The organism is Sporomusa acidovorans (assembly GCF_900101845.1).
Taxonomy (GTDB): Bacteria; Bacillota; Negativicutes; order Sporomusales; family Sporomusaceae; genus Sporomusa; species Sporomusa acidovorans.
On sequence record NZ_FNAM01000059.1, the window covers coordinates 1 to 20,374 of the forward strand.

6 protein-coding genes are annotated in these 20,374 nt (G+C 48.5%); all 6 read left to right on the top strand.

Annotation, left to right across the window (positions count from 1 at the left end; translation table 11 throughout):
- Positions 1-381 precede the first annotated feature (381 nt).
- Entirely contained in the window at positions 382-621 is a 240-nt protein-coding gene (locus tag BLR65_RS25300; protein ID WP_093797069.1) for a hypothetical protein, read from the top strand.
- Between the two features lie 92 nt (positions 622-713).
- The gene (locus BLR65_RS25305) at positions 714-3,656 is read left to right on the top strand and encodes a DUF5752 family protein (RefSeq protein WP_093797071.1); all 2,943 of its coding nucleotides are present in this window, start codon (positions 714-716) and stop codon (positions 3,654-3,656) included.
- Positions 3,657-3,686: 30 nt separating this feature from the next.
- A complete protein-coding gene (gdhA, locus tag BLR65_RS25310; protein ID WP_093797073.1) occupies positions 3,687-5,039 on the top strand; it encodes an NADP-specific glutamate dehydrogenase in 1,353 nt (450 codons plus the stop codon).
- Between the two features lie 307 nt (positions 5,040-5,346).
- Positions 5,347-6,768: a hypothetical protein gene (locus BLR65_RS25315; RefSeq protein ID WP_093797075.1), complete on the top strand. Its 1,422-nt coding sequence runs from the start codon at positions 5,347-5,349 to the stop codon at positions 6,766-6,768.
- 414 nt (positions 6,769-7,182) lie between these two features.
- Positions 7,183-8,856, top strand: coding sequence for a ShlB/FhaC/HecB family hemolysin secretion/activation protein (locus tag BLR65_RS25320; protein WP_245693039.1), 1,674 nt, complete (start codon positions 7,183-7,185; stop codon positions 8,854-8,856).
- A 188-nt stretch (positions 8,857-9,044) separates the two neighbouring features.
- A partial coding sequence (locus BLR65_RS25325) for a two-partner secretion domain-containing protein (RefSeq protein ID WP_093797077.1) occupies positions 9,045-20,374 on the top strand: 11,330 nt, incomplete at its 3' end.

Here is a 20,374-nt window from a genome sequence, read left to right on the forward strand (position 1 = left end):
CACGGGTAGCGGGGGAAACACTGCCGCCTACCAGAAAGCAAGTGGAACTATTGTATAAGGTAATTGACCCGGAGGGGATCTTCCTGCCCTAATAATAACTGGCTTGTTGATGAATACTATATATTCCGTATTAAAGAAGTTTGCAGGCGCAGGCGGATGGTGTATTGACAACGCTCCACCACTAGCGTTTGACTTCCGCTTTTGCCAACACACCACCCGCCTGCAAAAATCCTTAGCACGTTGTATATATCGATAGAAAATCTTTATTAGATACGATATATAGCGGCAAATATAATATCTTACAATAAATGAGGATCGGTGGAAGCTAAAACTCCGCGGTTTGTAGTGAAAATATAAATTAAGAATCAGGAAGTGTTGTTGTTGGAAGAATGTACGTGCAACCTGTCGATGATGGCAGACCATAATGCTGTTTGTAAGGCATGTTCTCAAAAACTTATGGCGGCCGCGAACGTTAAGTCCATAGGCAATCTAAATGGCGTAGCCATTCCAAGAGATAGGCGGGACACAACGATAGCAGCAGAACATTGTACCTGCGACACCAGGATGATGGTAGATCATAACGCAATGTGCGCAGCTTGTTCACAGGAAATACTGAAATAGCATTAGGGATGACGAGGGGACGATTCGGCTGGTACGCAGATAGTTGCGTGGCAGCAGAACCGTCCTTTGCTGCAAAAAGGAGGGCTTGTCATATGAAGCGGTTCGACGATTTGAAGACACAGTTTTCAAGTGTTCATGATTTAATGAAATTCAGGGTAACCGAAATCCTTTTGGTCTCCACCTTGTATGATGGTTTTGTACTGGAAGAAGACGGGCAGTTATCCGACCAGATCTATAACCAATTTGCCGATCTCAGTATTTCCATGATTCCCAGGATTCATCAGGTTGCCAGTTTGGAGGAAGCACTCGCAACATTGGCAACGCGGCCCTTTCATCTGATTATTACCATGTCCCGCATCAGTGACATGACTTCTTTTGCGTTTGAGAAATCCCTAAAGGCTGCTTATCCTGACATACCCATTGTGATGTTGTCTTATGAGCGGCTGACTGCCGGCACAATCGAGCATATTAGAAAAAATCCCTGTATTGACAGGGTGTTCTATTGGTCCGGGGACAGCAATATTTTATTGGCCATTATTAAATACATCGAAGACCGGCGGAATATGGAGGCCGATAGCAGACAGGGCGTTCAAGCCATTCTGCTTGTTGATGATTCACCGGTATATTATTCGCAGATTTTACCGATAATTTATACTGAGATTTTAAGCCAGACGCGCTACTTGGTCCTGCACGCCATGAATATCAGCCATGGTTTGCTGCGGGTACGCCTGCGGCCGAAAATACTGCTTGCCGAAACCTATGAAGAGGCTATGGCCGTCATTGCTCAGTATCGCTACAATTTGCTGGGGGTTATTTCTGATGTCAAATTTCCCCGCAAAGGAACGATGAATCAGGCTGCCGGCATTGAATTAGCGCAGCAAGTAAGGCAGATGATCACCGATTTTCCATTTTTGCTGTTGTCGGAAGATATGGAAAATGCGGCAAGAGCCCGCACCATACATGTTCCCTTCATGGATAAAAATTCTCCCAATTTGTTGCATGATCTGCGTACCTTTATTCTTGATAATTACGGGTTTGGTTCTTTTATCTTTAAATACCCGGACGGAACAATCATTGCCAAAGCGACGCATATCACCGATTTAGAAAAAATCATTCAGGACCTGCCGGAGGAGAGTTTGTATTATCATGCGGTAAACAATCATTTTTCACGGTGGTTTCGAGCGCGGACAGAATTTGAGGTGGCGGATAAACTAAGATATCTGGATGCTCTGGGCTTTTCCAGCGTAGAAGATATCAGAAGCTATATTCTGGAAGTCCTGAAAGCCTACTTTCAGCGTTATCAGTCCGGGGTTATTCTTGATTTTGCAGGTCTCTCCAAAAAAGATATTGAAAATGCCTTTATTAAGCTGGGACACGGGTCATTGGGAGGCAAGGCCAGAGGTATCGCCTTTATCAATTCGCTGATAACGAAAGCGTATCTAACAGATAAATATGAAGATATAAAAATTAAAGTTCCCGGTTCGTTCGTCATTTGCAGCGAGGTATTTGAAGAATTTATCGAAACGAACCACCTTTATCAGTTTGTAGCCGGAACCTCTGATGAAGAAGTCATTGCCCAAAAATTTTTAGCCGCCGACCTGCCGGCCATGATTCAAAAAAATCTCTATGACCTGATTCAGTATGTAAAATCGCCGCTGGCTGTTCGCTCTTCCAGTATTCTGGAAGATTCAAGAGTATTGCCGTTCGCCGGGATTTACAAGACCTATGTTGTTCCCAATAGTCATAGTGATCCGGCTGTTCGCGTTAAGCAGCTTGCCGCAGCCGTGAAGCTCGTATTTGCCTCTGTCTTTTATGCTTCTCCCCGGCAATATGCCCATAATGCCGATATTCGTATCGAAGAAGAGAAAATGGCTGTTTTGATACAAGAATTGGTCGGCGAACATTATGACGATATGTACTATCCGGTTATTTCCGGTGTGGCGCAATCCTATAACTTTTATCCGTATTACCCCATGCAGCCGGAGGAAGGAACAGTGAGTCTGGCATTAGGCTTGGGCAAAAGCATTGCCGAAGGCGAACGCGTATATCGCTTTTCACCGGCTCATCCTAAAATGAATCCCATGTACGCAAGCCCGCGGGACTATCTCGAAAAATCGCAAAATGCATTTTATGCTGTAAACTTGAGCGCTTCCGCCGATATAAAAATGGGCGTTGATGATAATTGCAATTATGAGAAGCTTCCCATTTCCCGGGCGGACCAAGATAAAACGCTGGAGTATATCGGCAGTACCTACTCCCGAGAGGATGATTACATTTATGACAATGCCAATCGACCGGGTCCGAAACTTATAACATTTTCCCAGATTCTTAAATATAATAGACTGCCTCTGACCAGCATCATCAAAGATATTCTCAGATTGGGCAAGCAATCTTTCGGTGCCGATGTGGAAATTGAGTTTGCCGTAAATATTCCGCACGGCCCCAATAAACGCAAAGAATTTTATATTCTGCAAATCAGGCCGATGGTGGTGGGCAGAGAGGCTTTTCAGGTAAAGGTGGATGATAGCAAGGACAGCCTATGTTATAGCCGGCGTACCATTGGCAATGGATTTTTTCAAGACCTCCATGATATTATTTTTGTTAATCCCGCAACGTTTAATCTGAAAGACAGCCGGCAGATTGCCCGTGAGATCGGCGAAATAAATCATGAGCTTTATGAAGAGGGACGCCGTTGTATTCTCATCAGTTTTGGACGGGTTGGCACAGCAGATCCCTGGCTGGGAGTTCCGTTAGACTGGTCGCAAATGTCTCAGGCCCATGTGATCGTCGAAGTGGATACCAAGGACCTCCGGCCGGAACCGTCGCTGGGCAGTCATTTTTTCCATAACCTCACGGCAACCAGCATGGGATATTTGCATATCCAATACAATGATGAGCAAGAGCGGATTGACTGGGATTGGCTAATGAACCAGCCGGTGCGGAAACAGACAGAGCGAGTGCGGCTGATTCGCCGGGAAGAACCTTTCTTAGTTAAGCTTGACGGCAGAAATTTTCAGGGAAGCATTTATAAGTAACACCCAATTATTAATTAAGGGAGGCTTATTATGACTGCAAGTGCTAAGAAGTATTGTGAAGAACTCTATCAACGGGTTGTCAACAGGAACGCTCATGAACCGGAATTTCATCAAGCCGTGCAGGAAGTTCTTGAATCTTTAGTTGCAGTGCTGGAAAAGCATCCGGAATATATGGAACTTGGAATCGTGGAGAGACTGGTTGAACCGGAGCGGCAAATTATTTTTAGGGTCCCCTGGGTTGACGATACCGGCAGAGTACAGGTTAACAGAGGGTTTCGGGTACAGTTCAACAGTGCGATCGGCCCCTACAAAGGCGGCATTCGGTTCCATCCTTCTGTATATGCCGGGATCATTAAGTTCCTGGGGTTTGAACAAATATTCAAGAACTCCCTGACCGGTTTGCCGATCGGCGGTGCGAAGGGCGGCTCAGACTTTGACCCCAAAGGCAAATCCGATGGGGAAGTGATGCGGTTTTGCCAGAGCTTCATGACCGAACTGTACCGGCATATCGGCCAAGACGCGGATGTTCCGGCCGGCGACATCGGCGTTGGCGGCCGGGAAATCGGGTTTATGTTCGGCCAGTTTAAGCGCATAAAGAACGCCTATGAGGCAGGTGTCTTGACCGGCAAAGGCCTGACGTACGGCGGCAGTTTAGTGAGAACACAGGCCACCGGCTACGGTCTTGTCTATTTTATGGACGAAATGCTTACCGCGAAAGGCATGTCATTGGCAGGAAAAACCGTTCTGGTGTCCGGCTCAGGCAATGTAGCGATTTATGCCACGGAAAAAGTGCAGCAGCTTGGCGGCAAGGTTGTCGCCATGAGTGACTCCAACGGCTATATTTATGACGCAAACGGTATTGAGGTAGCTGCTGTAAAACAAATTAAAGAAGTGGAAAGAAGAAGAATTTCCGAGTACGTCAAGCAGCAGCCGTCGGCTGAGTATCATCCAGGCTGTGAAGGTATCTGGTCGATTCCCGGCGATATTGCACTCCCTTGCGCGACGCAAAACGAAATTGATGACAATGCCGCGAAAACCCTGATCAAGAACGGCTGCCAAGCCGTAGGTGAAGGGGCCAATATGCCGACCACACTGGCAGGAACGAAACTGTTTCTGGAAAATGGTGTTCTTTTTGCTCCGGCTAAAGCCGCCAACGCCGGCGGAGTGGCAACCTCTGCTCTGGAAATGTGCCAAAACAGCATGAGACTTTCCTGGACATTCGAGGAGGTTGACACCAAATTGAAAACCATTATGGCTAATATTTATCAGAATACCAGTAAAGCCGCTGAAGAATACGGTCACAAAAATAACCTGGTAGTCGGCGCCAATATCGCCGGCTTTGTGAAAGTCGCGGAAGCTATGAAGGCACAGGGATTAGTGTAAGCGGAATTACATTTATTAGGAAGCACATTGAAAGCCTGCCACATTTGGCAGGCTTTCAATGTGCTTTTTAACCCAGATACATCTATTTGTAGTTCTATTTTCCTACTGACGGTGGCATTCCCCAAGCTGTTACCAATCAGCTAAAACCCAGATAAAAACTAAATAAAATTCTCAAAAATTATAATTAAAGGGAATATGTGGATAAAAGGAGAATGAAAAGTAAGAAGAGGTCAATGGGCAAAAAGCCGTTGACCTATCAAGATTTTTTAACAAATTTTACAGTAAGAATTAGAGGGAGGATATAGTAATGAATATAGCAAAAAAGATTGCTTTTGTGTTGCTATGCCTTATTTGTTGGATAATTCCAAGCCTGGTTCAAGCAGCGCCATTTGATGTTGAAAACGGCAAAGTTTATGGTCATAAAGGACCGGATGGTACAACATCGTTATTTGCGAAAGCAATCGGTGGAAATTGGAACTTTACCATCCATAAAGTTTTTCCCAATAAAGGGCAGATGTATTATTTTCTTTCAGCGGAACTTGAAGACAGAAAAGTAGGAAAAAAACATGTAAACAGTGCAACATTAACAATCAATGGAAAAAGTGTCATGCTGCAGCCGCTTACAAACTTTCAACCGGTAATTGTGAAGAACTCGTACCAAGAGTATTATTCTCTACCGGAAGACGTACGCCAACAGATTGCGCAAGCGACAGAAATGAGTATAGCTTTTCAGTTTGATGGAGCATCGCCCGAAACCGGAGCTGTTAAGGACTCGACAGTTAAAGCGTTTAAGAGATTAATCATGCTGGAAAAGGATAGTTATATTCGGGAGGGAAAAGTATTGGAAGCGACCGAAGAACCAAGCAAGGCGTTTTTCCATCCCCAGATATTTATTCCCAATGCCAAGCCGGAAGAAGTACTGGATGCATTAGTTTATGAAATTAATTTCGATACCTATAAGGGTAAAGAAGAATTTAACTATGCCAGTGGATATTTCATTAATCACACTTCTGACCCTTACGTTACCCAATTGGTTTGCAGGAGCAGTTTTGGTGATACTACCGATTTTGTCACTGTTGCCTGTCGTCCATATAGCAATGGTGTATGGGTAACGATAAATCTGATGATGCAGAAGTGTACTCCTGGCAGATTTGGTTATAATGGCGCTTATTTCCCTGGCAGCGTACAGTATTCATTCTATGAAAATGATTCATCGAATAGTCTAGTGGTTAATACCAGGAATTATTGGCGGACGCATTCCGAACTATGGGCTATGAATCTACATTCCGTCTATAACCAGCTATATGGAAAAGTTGATTATGGCTTTTCGCTTGCAAGAAAAGATATAAAGAAAGGGCCATTCAAAGTGAACACGGTTGATTCGAAAAAATTTCCTGAATTAGACCGTGTTTCGGTAGGGGATTCATTAGTGGCTATTGATGGGGTATCAACAACGCTTATGGGAGTACAAGACCTTGATTATTGGCTGGACAATGGCATTAGCGGGCAGAGGACGTTTACTTTTAAAAGTATAACAGGAGAAGAAAAGAAGGTTGCCATATCGCCGCAAGTGCAGTTAACTGCCCCGGCAGCAAGCAAAGATTATAGGAAAATACTCATGGATAAAATGCCGAAATGGTTTGTGGAAAAAGGCATTAGGGCCCTTTCGCCCAAAACAATTTTTTTAGAAAGTAATGTTTATGATCCGCTAGGGACAGGAATAAAGTAGTAGAATTTATTGCTTAAAGTGAGATTCTTTGTAAGCCGCCTGATTATTTTATCGTAATCAGGTGGCTTTTTATTGCCATGTGAAATTTTTTGACGATTACAGCTTAGTTCAAAATACATTATAAGTAAAATACCATCCTGAATGGGAAGAAGATGGTGAGCACTTTCTATTTATTCTTATGATTTAATAAGACTATACCTAAAAATTAAATAAAAACTAAACAAAATTATCAAAAATTATAATTAAAGGGAATATGTGGATGAAAAGAGAATATGTGTATTGACTAATGAGCATTTACGGTTATGGTTACAGGTATAAAGAGAAGTCCCCTGGAAGATTATTACGGAGACCGGATATTATACCGGTCTCCTTTTCCATGTCCGCTTTGATCCATCATGTGAAAGGAGCATACGTTTGTTATCGCAATCTATTAAATTGGCTGCGGCTTTAGTGTTAAGCGTGTTGTTTTGCACTCAGTTAGCCTGGGCGGAAGTACGGAGTCCGGGCGAAACGCAGGAATTAAACCGCCGCGCCCGCGAAGAAGCAGAGCAGCGGCAAACCTTGCAGCAAAAGAAAGATGTTTTTTTGCAAAAAGGTCTAACCGGGACCAAGGATACGAGTCTGCCGTCGGAAAAACTTAGTTTTCCTATTGGTACGCTCACGTTACAGGGAGAAAGGCTGGAACGGTTTCCTTGGCTGCAACCCATGCTCAATCAGTATGCCGGGCGGCAAATCGGCAAGGAGGGCATCAATCTCATTGTCAAACGCTTAACCAACGAACTGATTAATCGCGGCTATGTAACAACCCGGATTGTAATTCCGGAACAAGATTTAGCAAGCGGTATTTTACGGCTCATACTAGTCCCCGGCATAATCAGCGAGATCCGGTTTGATAACGGAGGGCAAAGCGGCAACTGGCAGAATGCTTTTCCGACCAAACCAGGAAATATTCTGAATCTGCGTGATTTAGAGCAAGGCTTGGAACAGTTGAAAAGAGTTCCTTCGCAGGATGCTGACTTTAAAATTGTCCCTGGTAAAAAGCCGGGGGAAAGCGCCATTGTCATCAGTATGAAAAAAGGAAAGGATGCGCGCGCTGTGCTTTCGCTGGATGATTCCGGCAGCAAGGCAACGGGAAAATTGCAGTCTTCCGTATCCTTAGCATTCGATAATCCGTTTGGCGCGAATGATCTATTTAATATTTCCTTTAATAAAGACGCTGAACCAAGGGATCATTTGCGCGGCACGGATGATTACAGCGTTTATTATTCTTTGCCGAGCGGTAATTGGACATTTACACTTTCTAAGCAGCACCATACCTATCATCAAACTGTGCAATTGCCCAATCAGACGCTCCCTTATTCCGGGGACAGTGATGAAAGTCAGTTAAAAATCGATAAGCTGATTCAGCGGGACCAGACCGGCAAAACGCATATAGAATTTACGGTTACTAAAAAGCAAAGCAGAAATTTTGCGGCCGATACGGAAATTGACGTGCAGCATAAAAATACTACCGCTGCCGAACTGGCAGTTGCCACCAGAAAGTACTTCGGCAGGAAAATATTGGACTTGCGGCTTGCGTACAAACGCGGTGTTCCCTGGTTTGGCGCTCAGGCCGAAAAAGAAGCTGATATGGCTACTACCCGCTATAATCTGTGGACAATGGAAGCCAACTATACTGCCCCGGTGACTCTTGGCAAAGTCGAGGGGAGATACAGCGCGACGCTGCGTGTACAAAGCACGAATAACGTGCTTTATGCGGTTGACTATTTCAGTATTGGCAACCGTTATACCGTACGCGGCTTTGACGGGGAGCAAACGTTAGCCGCCGAACGGGGTTATTTTTTCCGCAACGAACTCAGTGTGCCGCTTGGCAGACAAGAAGTGTATGTGGGACTTGACTATGGCGAAGTGCGCGGCCCGGCTGCCGCCGCTTTTTCTGGCAAAGCGCTCGCGGGCGCGGCTATCGGCCTGCGCGGGCAGTTGCAAGGCGTTAATTATGAGTTCTTTAGTTCCTGGGCTCTAAAGAAGCCTAAGGAGATCCGGACGAAGACACCGGCAATCGGGTTTCAGCTCATCTATCAAATTTAGCTATATATTCCGCATTAAAGAACTTGCCGGCCCAGGCGGGTGATGCATTGTCAACGCTCCACCACTGGCGTTTGACTTCCGCTTTTGCCAACACACCGCCCGCCTGCAAAATTCTTTAGCACATTGTATATAGAAATCGTGAACTTCCGTCACTTTACATAGACAAAACCGACAAGGAGGTAAGGACTATGTTCCGAACCAAGAAAAAGAACAGGTTTAGCAAACTGAAAAAAGTTACAGCCTGGTTTACCCTTTGTCTCTACCTGTTACAGCCAACCTTAGCGGTTGCTGCTGACGTGGTGGCTGACCCGAATGCCGGCAAGAACAAACAGCCTGTTGTCGACAAAGCGGCTAACGGTACGACCGTAGTGCAGATTGCCAAACCTTCGGCCGCCGGCATATCACACAATTTATATCAGCAATTTAACGTTAATCCGCAGGGATTAATTCTGAATAATGCGCGGCTTATAACCCAAACGCAGCTGGCCGGCTATATTACAGGCAACCCCAATCTGGCCGGGGGGAGCGCCAGGATTATTTTAAATGAAGTAACAGGGGCGACCCCAAGCTATTTGCGCGGGTACACCGAAATTGCCGGGGCGAAAGCGGACCTTATCCTTGCCAACCCTAACGGCATAGTCGGTAACGGCTTCGGTTTTATTAATGCCGGCCGGACTACGCTTACAACCGGTATTCCTGTTTTTGGCGGCAGTGGCAGTCTGGAAGCCTTTCGCGTAACAGGGGGCCAAATTGCGGTGGAAGGCAGCGGCCTGGATGGCACAGGTGTTGACAAAGTAGATTTGATTAGTCAGACCGCAAGTGTCAACGCCGGGGTATGGGCCAAGGAACTCAATGTCATTACCGGCAACAATGAAGTCAAGTATAACAACCTAAACACGCAAAAATTAGACAATAATGCAGGTACGCAAGTGGCCCTGGACGTAGGGCAGCTAGGCGGTATGTATGCCAACAAGATTAGGCTGGTAGGCACAGCGCAAGGCCTGGGTGTCAATAGTCAGGGTACGATTTCAGCGCTCGGCGGCGATCTGGAATTAAACCAAACAGGCAAAATCATCCTTGCCGGCAATACGGCAGCAACCGGTAATACCCTAATTACGGCAAACGACGGGATTTCCAATCAGGGCAATCTTGCCAGCGGGCGAAATACGGTGATTTCGACTCCCGGCACACTTACCAATACTGGCGCAATGATTGCGGGACAGCATACCACAATAACGGCTGATACGCTAAACTCAAGCGGCGCAGTCGGGGCGGGAATAAACACAGACGGTTCGGTAGGCACTAGCGGCGACTTATGGATAACAACCAATAAGACGGCAACGCTTACCGGACAAAACCTCGCGGCCGGCAAGCTGACCGTGCGGGGCGGCACGCTTGACTTGTCGGGAGCCCAAAGCTATGCGGGCGGTGATGTCAGTTTAACGGCATTTGCGGGAGATATCAAGCATATAGGCGGCTCCCTGCGAACCCCCAAGACGGTAGCGATGACCGCTTTAAAAACGGTTGCCAATGATAAAGATAACAGCGGCACAGCCGGGCAGATTACGGCAAATAAAGTAGTGATAACGGCGCAGGACATCAGTAATAAGGGCGGCGTGATGACGCAGACAGGCAGCGATATTACCCGGATTGATGCCAAGAATAAATTAGATAATACCGGCGGATCGATTGCGACAAATAGTTCCGGTTTGACGCTTGCCGGCAATGCTATAGACAATACCCACGGACAGATTATTCACGCCGGCAATGACAAGCTTACCCTGCAGCCGGCAGACAAGCTTACCAACACCGGCGGCAAAATCCTGACTAACGGACAACTAACGGTCAGTGCCGCCACGGTTGACAGTACCGGCGGTACGATATATGCCCGGCAAGCTGCGGATATCAATAGCCGGCAACTGCTCAATGATCATGGCGCAATCACTGCAAACGGCGCCATGAAGATAACTGCAAAAAATGAATTGCGCAATGAGCAGGGTATCATTGAGGCGGGCAAGGGACTTGCCGTAGCCACGCACAGTATTGAAAATCAAGGCGGCAGTATTACCAGCCTTGATAACAGCGGCTTGGCGGTAAGCGCTGCAGAGACGATCGACAATAGAGCCGGGACGCTTGGCGGTAATGGCAATGTAAATATCATAGCGCAAGATGTAAACAATACCCGGGGAAACCTGATTGCCGGCGGCGCATTGTCGGCCAATGTAGCCGGAATCACGGACAATACCGGGGGGGCCATAACTGCCTGGCAGGACATTACTTTTGGCAAAGCGCAGTTAATTTCTAACCTTAAGCAAGGCAGCATAAAAGCAGGCAGAAACCTTTCCCTAAATGCGGCTACGCTCACTTCCCAGGGAACTATTACGGCAGCACAAAATATCAAGCTGCAGGCAGATCATTTTCTTAATGACAGTAATGCCGCTTTGGCAAGCGGCGCAAGCCTTGAGATATTGATCAACAATGATTTTACTAATAACGGCGGCATCACCGGCGGTATCCTTGACGTCCGCACCGATGCGTTGCATAACAGTGGTACGCTTGTGGCGGATAGCCTCACGGTGTCAAGTCATACCCTAAAAAACACAGGCAGCGGCGCGAATATTACGGCCAACAAAACCGCCGCCTTTACAGCCGCAGCAATAGACAATGCCGATGGTGCGGTCATATATAACGGTGGCGGCAGCGGGGCATTGAATATAAAGGCCGACAAATTGACAAACAGCGGCGTGATAGCCTCCGGCAGTGATGCTAATTTTACGGTACAGAGTATGGGATCGACAGGCACACTTGGCGCCGGTGTTAAAAGTGACGGAACGCTGGGTACGGCCGGAAACTTGAGCCTACTATCAACCGGACTTGTTACGGCAAACGGCAAAAACCTGGCGGCGGGAAATATAAAAATAAGCGGCACGGGTATTGACCAGAGCAAAGCCCTTACTTTTGCCGGCGGCAATGTAGATATTACGGCCGGGTTAAGTGACATAAATAATGCCGGCGGGCTTATTCAGGCGGCCGGCACTGTAACCTTACAGGCGGCCGGCGTATTGCAAAATGATAAGGTAAGCGGCGGCTCAGCCGGACAAATCCTGGGGAATAAAGTCGCGCTGCTTGCCAATGACATTAGCAACCAAGGCGGCAGCATCCTGCAAACAGGTTCGGCGGATACGGAAATTAAAGCTGTCAATGGCCTCAATAACTTTGGCGGCGCAATAGAAACCAATGGTCTCAATCTGTTGATTACGGCAAACACACTAACCAATGAGCAAGGCAAAATTGTGCATGCGGGAACAGGGCAGTTTAGCCTCAACCTGCAAAATGATTTCACAAACAAGTCAGGCAGTATTGCGACCAATGGACTGACAGGCATTCGCGCCGAAAATGTGGATAGTACAAGCGGCAAGATCAGCAGTGCGCAAGGCCTTAGCCTGCAAGCCGCAAGTCTCAACAATGATCAAGGCAGTATTGCCGCCGGGGCGGCAATAAACGTTATACTGCAAAACTCTCTGAGCAATCAGCAAGGGATTATGGAGGCAGCGAAGGAGGTCGCGATTAATGCCGCAAGCCTGAATAATCAATCAGGCAGCATTACCAGCCTGGACGCCAGTCAAATGACGGTAAATATCCTGGAAAAAATTGATAATACGGCCGGAATCATCGGCGGGAACGGAAATGTCCGCTTAACGGCGCAGGATTTCAACAGTACGAATGGCAAACTGATTGCCGGCGCCGGTTTGACTGCCAATGTTTTACGGCTGGATAATACGGGCGGCACGATTTCGGCACAGCAGGATATCGCTTTTAATAAAGCAGCCCTGGTTACTAACATAAATCAGGGCAGTATTACGGCAGGCGGCAATCTCGTCATGAATGCCGGTACGCTAAACAACAATCAAGGTACTTTGTTTGCCTGCAACGATCTTACGATTGCCGGCGACTCGGTAATTGGCGGCAGAGTACTTGCGGGACGAGATCTGAGTATCACGGTTGCCGATCGCTTGCAGCAGCTTGCCGGCGGAGAATTTTCCGCTAATCAGAGCGCCAGTATCACGGCGGATTCGATTATATCGCAAGGCAATATTGCCGCTGTGAAAAATCTGCAAGTACATGCCAATAATCTTGTCAATGAACACGGGGCCAAACTGGCCGGGGGCGCTGCGCTTGCTCTCACAATCAACGATAAACTGACGAATGCGGGCAGTATTGTCGGCAGCAATTTGGATATGCATACTTCCCTGCTGAATAATAACGGTACAATTTTGTCAGATGTTCTTACCATAGCAGGAGATACAGTAAATAATACCGGGGCGAGTGCCGGTATTACCGCCAACAATGCCGCCAATCTTACTGCAACGGCGGCTTTCCATAATTTAGACGGGGCGGTTATTTATAATGGCGGCACTACCGGTGCTTTAACCGTAACGGCAAATAACGTAATCAATAGCGGGACAGTGATTTCCGGCAGCGATGCCAATTTCACTGTACAAAATATTACATCCACAGGCAGTCTGGGTGCCGGTATAAAAAATGACGGTACTTTGGGGACGGTCGGCGGCCTAAGTATTGTTGCTGCCGGGCTTGCCAATGTCAACGGTAAAAACCTGGCGGCAGGCGACCTGCTAATAAACGCCGCCGCAGTTGACATAAGCGGAGCCGTAACCTATGCCGGCGGCCAAGCGGATATTACCGCAAAATCGGGTGATGTCAATAACGCCGGCGGAGCGCTGCAAGCAGCGGGGGCCATGACGGTCAGCGCTGCCGGGACACTAAAAAACGATAAGCTGAATGACTCTGTAGGTCAAATCATTGGTGACAAAGTAATGCTGGCGGCCAACGATATCAACAATCAAGGCGGCAGAATTCTGCAAACCGGGTCGGCAGCAACCCAGATAACAGCAGCCAATACCATCGATAACACAGGTGGCTCGCTGGAAACTAACGGCCTAGACTTGTCAATTACGGCAAATTTATTCCAAAACGACCAAGGCAGAATCCTACACGCGGGAACGGGTTTATTAAGCCTTACTGCGCAACAAGAACTGATAAATAATGCCGGCAGTATAGCGACGAATGGTGCGGTTTCCCTTGCGGCTGAATCCATTGGCAGTACGGGCGGCAAAATTACTGCGGTTCATGGGATAGAAATGCAAGCGGGAAGCCTGGACAATAAGCAAGGCAGCATTATTGCTGGTGACGCGCTGAGAATTACACTGCAAACCGGACTGGAAAATCGGCTGGGTATTATCGAAGCGGGGAAAAGCCTGGCGATTGCCGCCCAAAATATAAATAATCAGGCAGGGAGCATAACCAGTTTAGATAAGAGCGGAATGGAGGTAAACGTTCGGCAAAAAGTAAATAACAGCGGCGGAACACTTGGCGGCAACGGCGACGTCAAACTAGCGGCGCAAGATGCAAATAGCGCCAATGGCAAACTGATTGCCGGCGGCAATCTTACGGCAAGCATTGCTGGTTTGCTTGACAATACCGGCGGGGTGATTGCCGCCCGGCAGGATATCAACATTGGCAAAGCGGCTGCCATAACCAATACGCAAGGCAATATCAGTACCGGGGGCAATATTTTCTTAACAGCAGAATTAATCAATAATACCGGCGGTAATTTGACGGCAGGTCAGAGTATCGCGCTTGCGGGAAATAATATAATCGGCGGCGGTAAGGCCGTTGCCGGCCAGGATCTAACTATTACAGCCACGGGCAGCTTTGACCACTTGCTAGGCGGGGATTTTGCCGCCAATCGGGATGTTACGATAGCAGCGGACGCCTTTACTTCGGCGGGCAGTATCACAGCTGTACGCAACCTTGAGCTGACGGCGGGGTCAATTCAGAATGACAGCGGTGCTAAACTTGCCGGCGGGGCAGTTTTGAAGTTAAAAACAGACGGGCAGTTAAGCAATAAGGGAATAGTATCAGGCAGGTTACTTAAGGCGGACGCCCGGAAAATCGATAATAGCGGCACGATAGCGGCTGATATGATGACAATGTCCGCCGATACGGTAAGCAATACCGGCGGCGCTAGTATTACGGCCAACCGTGGCGCTGCTATAACTGCGCTGGCGGCCATGAATAATAATGTGGGCGCCGTACTGTATGGCGGCGCAGATGGACTTACCATCCAAACCAATACCCTTACTAACAACGGGGCAATTGCCGCAAACGGTAATACCGGCATAACGGCTCAGACAATAACATCCGACGGAACACTTGGCGCCGGCCTTAAAGCCGACGGTACGGCCAATACGGCGGGGAACCTTGGTTTGGCCGCGACCGGTACAGTTACCATAACTGGCAAAAATGTTGCTGCCGGCGATATAAGCGTTACCGGTGCGTCCATCGACCAGCACAAGGCTACTGCAATTGCCGGCGGCAACGTCACAGTTACGGCCAATACCGGTGATATAAATAATGCCGGCGCGCTTTTGCAGGGCAATGGCCTGCTGGACTTACAGGCTGACGGCACAATTTATAATAACGCCGGCGGCCAAATGATCGGCAATGGCATAAAGCTTGCCGCCGGCGATATCAATAACCAGGGCGGTGCTATTTGGCAGACAGGCAGTGATTCAGCCGTTTTAACCGCGGCCAATCGCATCGATAATTTAGACGGCACGATTGCCGCCAAGGGCGCCTCGCTGACGATAGCAGCCAAGACGATTGACAATAGCCGGGGGAAAATTCAGCACAGCGGTACAGCTTCTTTTTCGGTAACGGCAAACGAGTTATTGAAGAATGATGCGGGACTGTTAATCAGCAAGGCAGATACATTTACCATCCAGGCAGGTTCCCTATTAAACACCAACAGCGGCAGCCAAAACGGTATCCAGCATGCCGGAACAGGTAGCCTGACAATCGGCGCCGATACGGTTAATAATAACGCCGGCTTACTGGCAACGAATGGGCAGCTGCAGGTTACGGCAGGCAGCATTACGAATCAAGACGGCAGGCTGGAAGTGCAAAAACAGGCTGTCATCCGGGCTTCGTCCGGATTTGACAATACCAAGGGCAGCCTTTTGACCGGCGCACTAAATTTAAGCGCACAGGGAGACCTAACCAACACCGGCGGAAAAATACAGGCAATGGACGGAGCGGTTATTACCGCCCAAAATATCAATAACGTTGGCGGCCAGATTAGTAATATTGGCAATCAGACGGCGCTTAACGTTACTGCCGTAAAAAATCTCAACAATCAAACCGGCTTTATGGGCAGTAACGGCGATTTACGTGTCAGCGCGGCGCATATGGATGATACGGCGAATCATTTGGCAGCCCAGGGCAATTTAAGCCTTAGCGTCAGCGATGATTTTATCAACCGGGGCACGTTAGCCGTAAACGGCGGGCTGGATATTCAGGCTGCCAGCATTACGAACACGGCAGCCGGCATCATTAACGCCAAGCAAACAAGCCTTACCGCGCAAAGCAGCATTATGAACGCCGGGCGGCTGGAGGGCAATCAGCTCTCGCTTGTCAGTCAAAGCTTGACGAATACCGGCACAATTATCGGCGGCAAGGTAACACTTACGGCCAATACGATAAACAATCAAGGGCAGAGCGCGGTAATAGCGGCAACTGATTTCGCCAATTTATGGGTAAAAGATAAGCTGATGAATCAAGACGGCGCTACGATTGTTACTTTAGGTGATTTGAACGTGGCCGCGAACAAACTGCAGGATGCCAAGGGGTTATTGGTAAATGGGACCGGGCTTGTAACCAATAAAGCGGCAACCATTGACGTCGGCGGTAACTTTAACCTGGCGGCAGCCACTGTGCAAAATCTCGCCGGCGGCGACCCGGTGGTCGGGACCAGGAAGAGTACTTCCACGCAGGTTTTAACCATGGCGCCGCATATCGTGTATAATTACCTCGAGAGCCGCCGTGGACTTGGAAAGAAAATTACGCAAATTAAGCAGAAACAATTTGGCGGCCGGGACAAAAAAAAGCAGCATAACGGGTACTATGTAATGCTTTCCACGACTGTGCCGAAAGCGAATGTTATTTCCTATGATGCGGCCCAGAAGCAACTTACTTTTAACGATAATACCGCCGCCGGTACAGTGTTGGTTAACGGACCGGCTTTTAAAGGCTATCTGACGCAGGCTGAACTGGAAACGTTTTTTGCCGCCAGTGATCATAACAAGGCTGATTATCAAATCTTGCCGACCTATCAGGGAACTTCAAACAGAGGAGAAAATATCGGCACGATTGCGGGTCCTGCCTGGGCAGGTAAAGAAAATGGAAAAACGACCGCATATTGCAGCAGTGTCGAAATAAACGGCAACGGCGATTACGTTATTTCCTTTTATCCGGGCTATATACCCGGTGTTACCTTAGACCCCGGCAACAGCCGTACGGCCTCCCTGAACGGCAGTCTGCCGAATGCGGCCGAAGAACGACGCACGCTTACGACTACGACGGAAACGCAGTACATTATTGAGGCGCCGGTAAAAGGGCAAATCAAGGTAGGTCAAAATTTCGGCCTGAACATCAGCCGGCAATTTACGAATCAATATAGCCAAGTGGCAGTGGGCAATGCCGTAGTGGGGACGATTACCACCCTGCAAAATCAGGACTATCGGTTGCAGGAAGCGGCAACCACCATCGACCAATCTAATTTTCGGGATTATTATTGGAAAAAGCATAGACTGAAGAGTAAGGATTACCGGTCTGCCAGTGGAAAGAAGACATTTGGACCGTATACGTCAACAACGTACATCGCAGGGGGAATCCCGGCCACTTTTACGGCCAGGACGATTGCGGTAAGCGGGAATAATGTAGCCAATATTGATCAAAGTTCAGACGGTGTCGGAGGGGCAAAAATCGGCGCAACGCTTACCGCGCCCGCAACGGGTTCCTTACTTAAGGCAGACCAAAGCTCCCAGGTCGTTGCTGTTGCCGGCCAAGCGCCAGGTGTGGCGGCTATTGCCGCCGGACAGGTAGGCGGCAGCGCCGCTACTCAGGTACAAAACACCACTGTTGCGGTCAGCCGGGAAACCGTGGCTGGCAGCCAGCAAGCAGGCACCGTGCAGGTAGCGTCTGACGGCAAGGCGCTGAATACGACAGTAGGCCAAGTAAACAGTGCGGAAAAAATACAGGTGCAGCAAACGCAAACTGGTGTAAATACTGCGCCCGTTGCCGGAAATCAGCAAACTAACCCCCTAAATCAGGTAAGCGGCGGGACCGATGCCGCCGCCCTGCATACCGGTCAAGTGGGTGCTGCTTTACCAATACCGGTAGATACCCCGGAAAATAGCAAGCTAGATAGGCAGCAAGCAGGCCAGAACAGCCAGAAAAATTTACAAAGTGTTGATTTTTCCAATGCCGGCAGTCAGTCGCTGCTCAGTATGCCGCAAAGCGGGCTCTATAAAACCAATACGGCGCCTACAGCCAAGTACATTGTCGAAACCAATCCCCGTTTTGCCAGCTACAAAAATTTTATTTCCAGCGACTATCTGCTCAAACGGCTGAATTACAATCCGGAAATGGTACAAAAGCGTCTGGGCGATGCCTATTATGAGCAAAAGTTAGTCTATGATCAAATCGTCGAGTTGACCGGACGGCGCTATTTGACGGGTTTTGCCGATAATGACGCGCAATATAAAGCCTTAATGGATAACGGAGTTTCCCAGGCCCAAAGGTTGCAGTTGGTGCCCGGCGTGGCGTTATCGGCCGGGCAGCTGGCCAACTTAACGCAGGATATCGTCTGGATGGTGGAAAAAGAAGTTGCCTTGCCGGACGGCACCAGGCAAACCGTACTTGTGCCGCAGGTATATCTCTGCCAGTCCAATGCCATCGATCTTACCGCAACCGGCGCGCTAATTGCCGCCGATACCGTTGATTTTAAGCTTGCGGGCAATGTGACGAATACGGGAACGATTGCCGGCACCAAGCAAACGAGTATCGTAGCCGATAATCTGTTGAACCAAAACGGCGGAGAAATCGGCGGTACGGGCAATACCAGCCTGGCAGCGGCAACCGACATATTGAATCAGGGCGGAACCATAACCGGCAACCAAGTAGTAGTAATAGCCGGACGGGATATCAAGAATGAAACAGCAACGCACGCAGTAACCGCCAGTATCCATAACGGCAGGCATAGCTGGACAGGCAGCAATACAATCGTCGGTCCCCAGGCAGCTATTGACGCTACCGGCAGTTTGACAGTGGCCGCCGGCAGAGATATCGCCGTCACCGGAGCCGCGATCACTGCCGTAGGCGATACTACCATTACTGCCGGCCGCGATCTTACCGTAGGCACCGTTATTGCCCAAAATAAGGGAGTCGAAACAGAAGCCCATCATGCTTTCGCCTATACGGATAGGCAACATGTAACCAGTAGCATAACCGGTAAGCAGGTAGCTATAGCCAGTCAGGGAGATACCCACCTTAGCGGCGCGGCCGTCAGTGCGGCCGGCGGCTTGACCGTAGCCGTGCAGGGCAATCTCACCGTGGACGCCGTGAAAAACATCCACATAGAAGCGGAAAAAGGAAAAACACGCGGTTCCCGCGTTGCCAGGAACGCAGCCGATGAAACCATTGTCGGCAGCAGCCTTGAGGCAGCCAAGGATATAACGGTTACGGCGCTCAATCCGGCAGCCGGCAAAGGCAATATCAGGATTACGGCCAGTGAAGTTAATAGCAACAACGGTACAATTACAATAGCTGCCGACAAGGCGGTAACTATCCAAACCGACACCGAAACCCACGAATCGCTGCTCGCAACCCATACGAAAAGTCACGGTATGTTGTCTTCAACAACAAAAGATACCCGGGATTATTCTTTGACACATGAGGTAAAAGGCAGTACCGTTTCAGGGGAACAGGTCAATATTCTGACAAACAATGATCTTACGGTACGCGGCAGCAATATCGTAGGCACCAAGGATGTCAATCTGGCCGCGAAAGGCAATATCGACCTGGAAAGCGCGAAGGAAACCGGCAAAGACGAACATTACCAACGCGTCAAAAAATCCGGCGTATTAAGCGGCGGCGGTCTCGGCTTCACCATTGGCAAGCAATCCACCACAACAACCTTAAACGAACAAGTCAAAGACGAAATCGGCAGTACGGTAGGCTCGATTAACGGCAACGTCCATATTAACGCCGGCAACAACATTAACAGCGCCGGCACCACTTTCGTCAGCGGGAAAGACCTGAATATTACCGGTAAAGAAGTTAATATTGATAATACCGTCAATACCTATGACAGCCAGTATAAGTACGAATTCAAGCAAAGCGGGTTGAGTGTGTCGTTAGGCAGTACCCTCATTTCAGCCGCTAGCGATGCCGCAGCCGATATAAACCGGGCAGGCGATGTCCAGGATAGCAGACTAAAAGCCCTGTATGAATATAAAGCGGTTAAAGACATGCAAAAAGCCGGCAAAGAATTAACTAAAAACAATGGCAAACTCAGCGGCGGGGCAGCCGTCAGCGTCAGCATCGGCAGCAGCAAAACAACCTTCGAACAGACAACCCATACCGAAACCGCCAATAT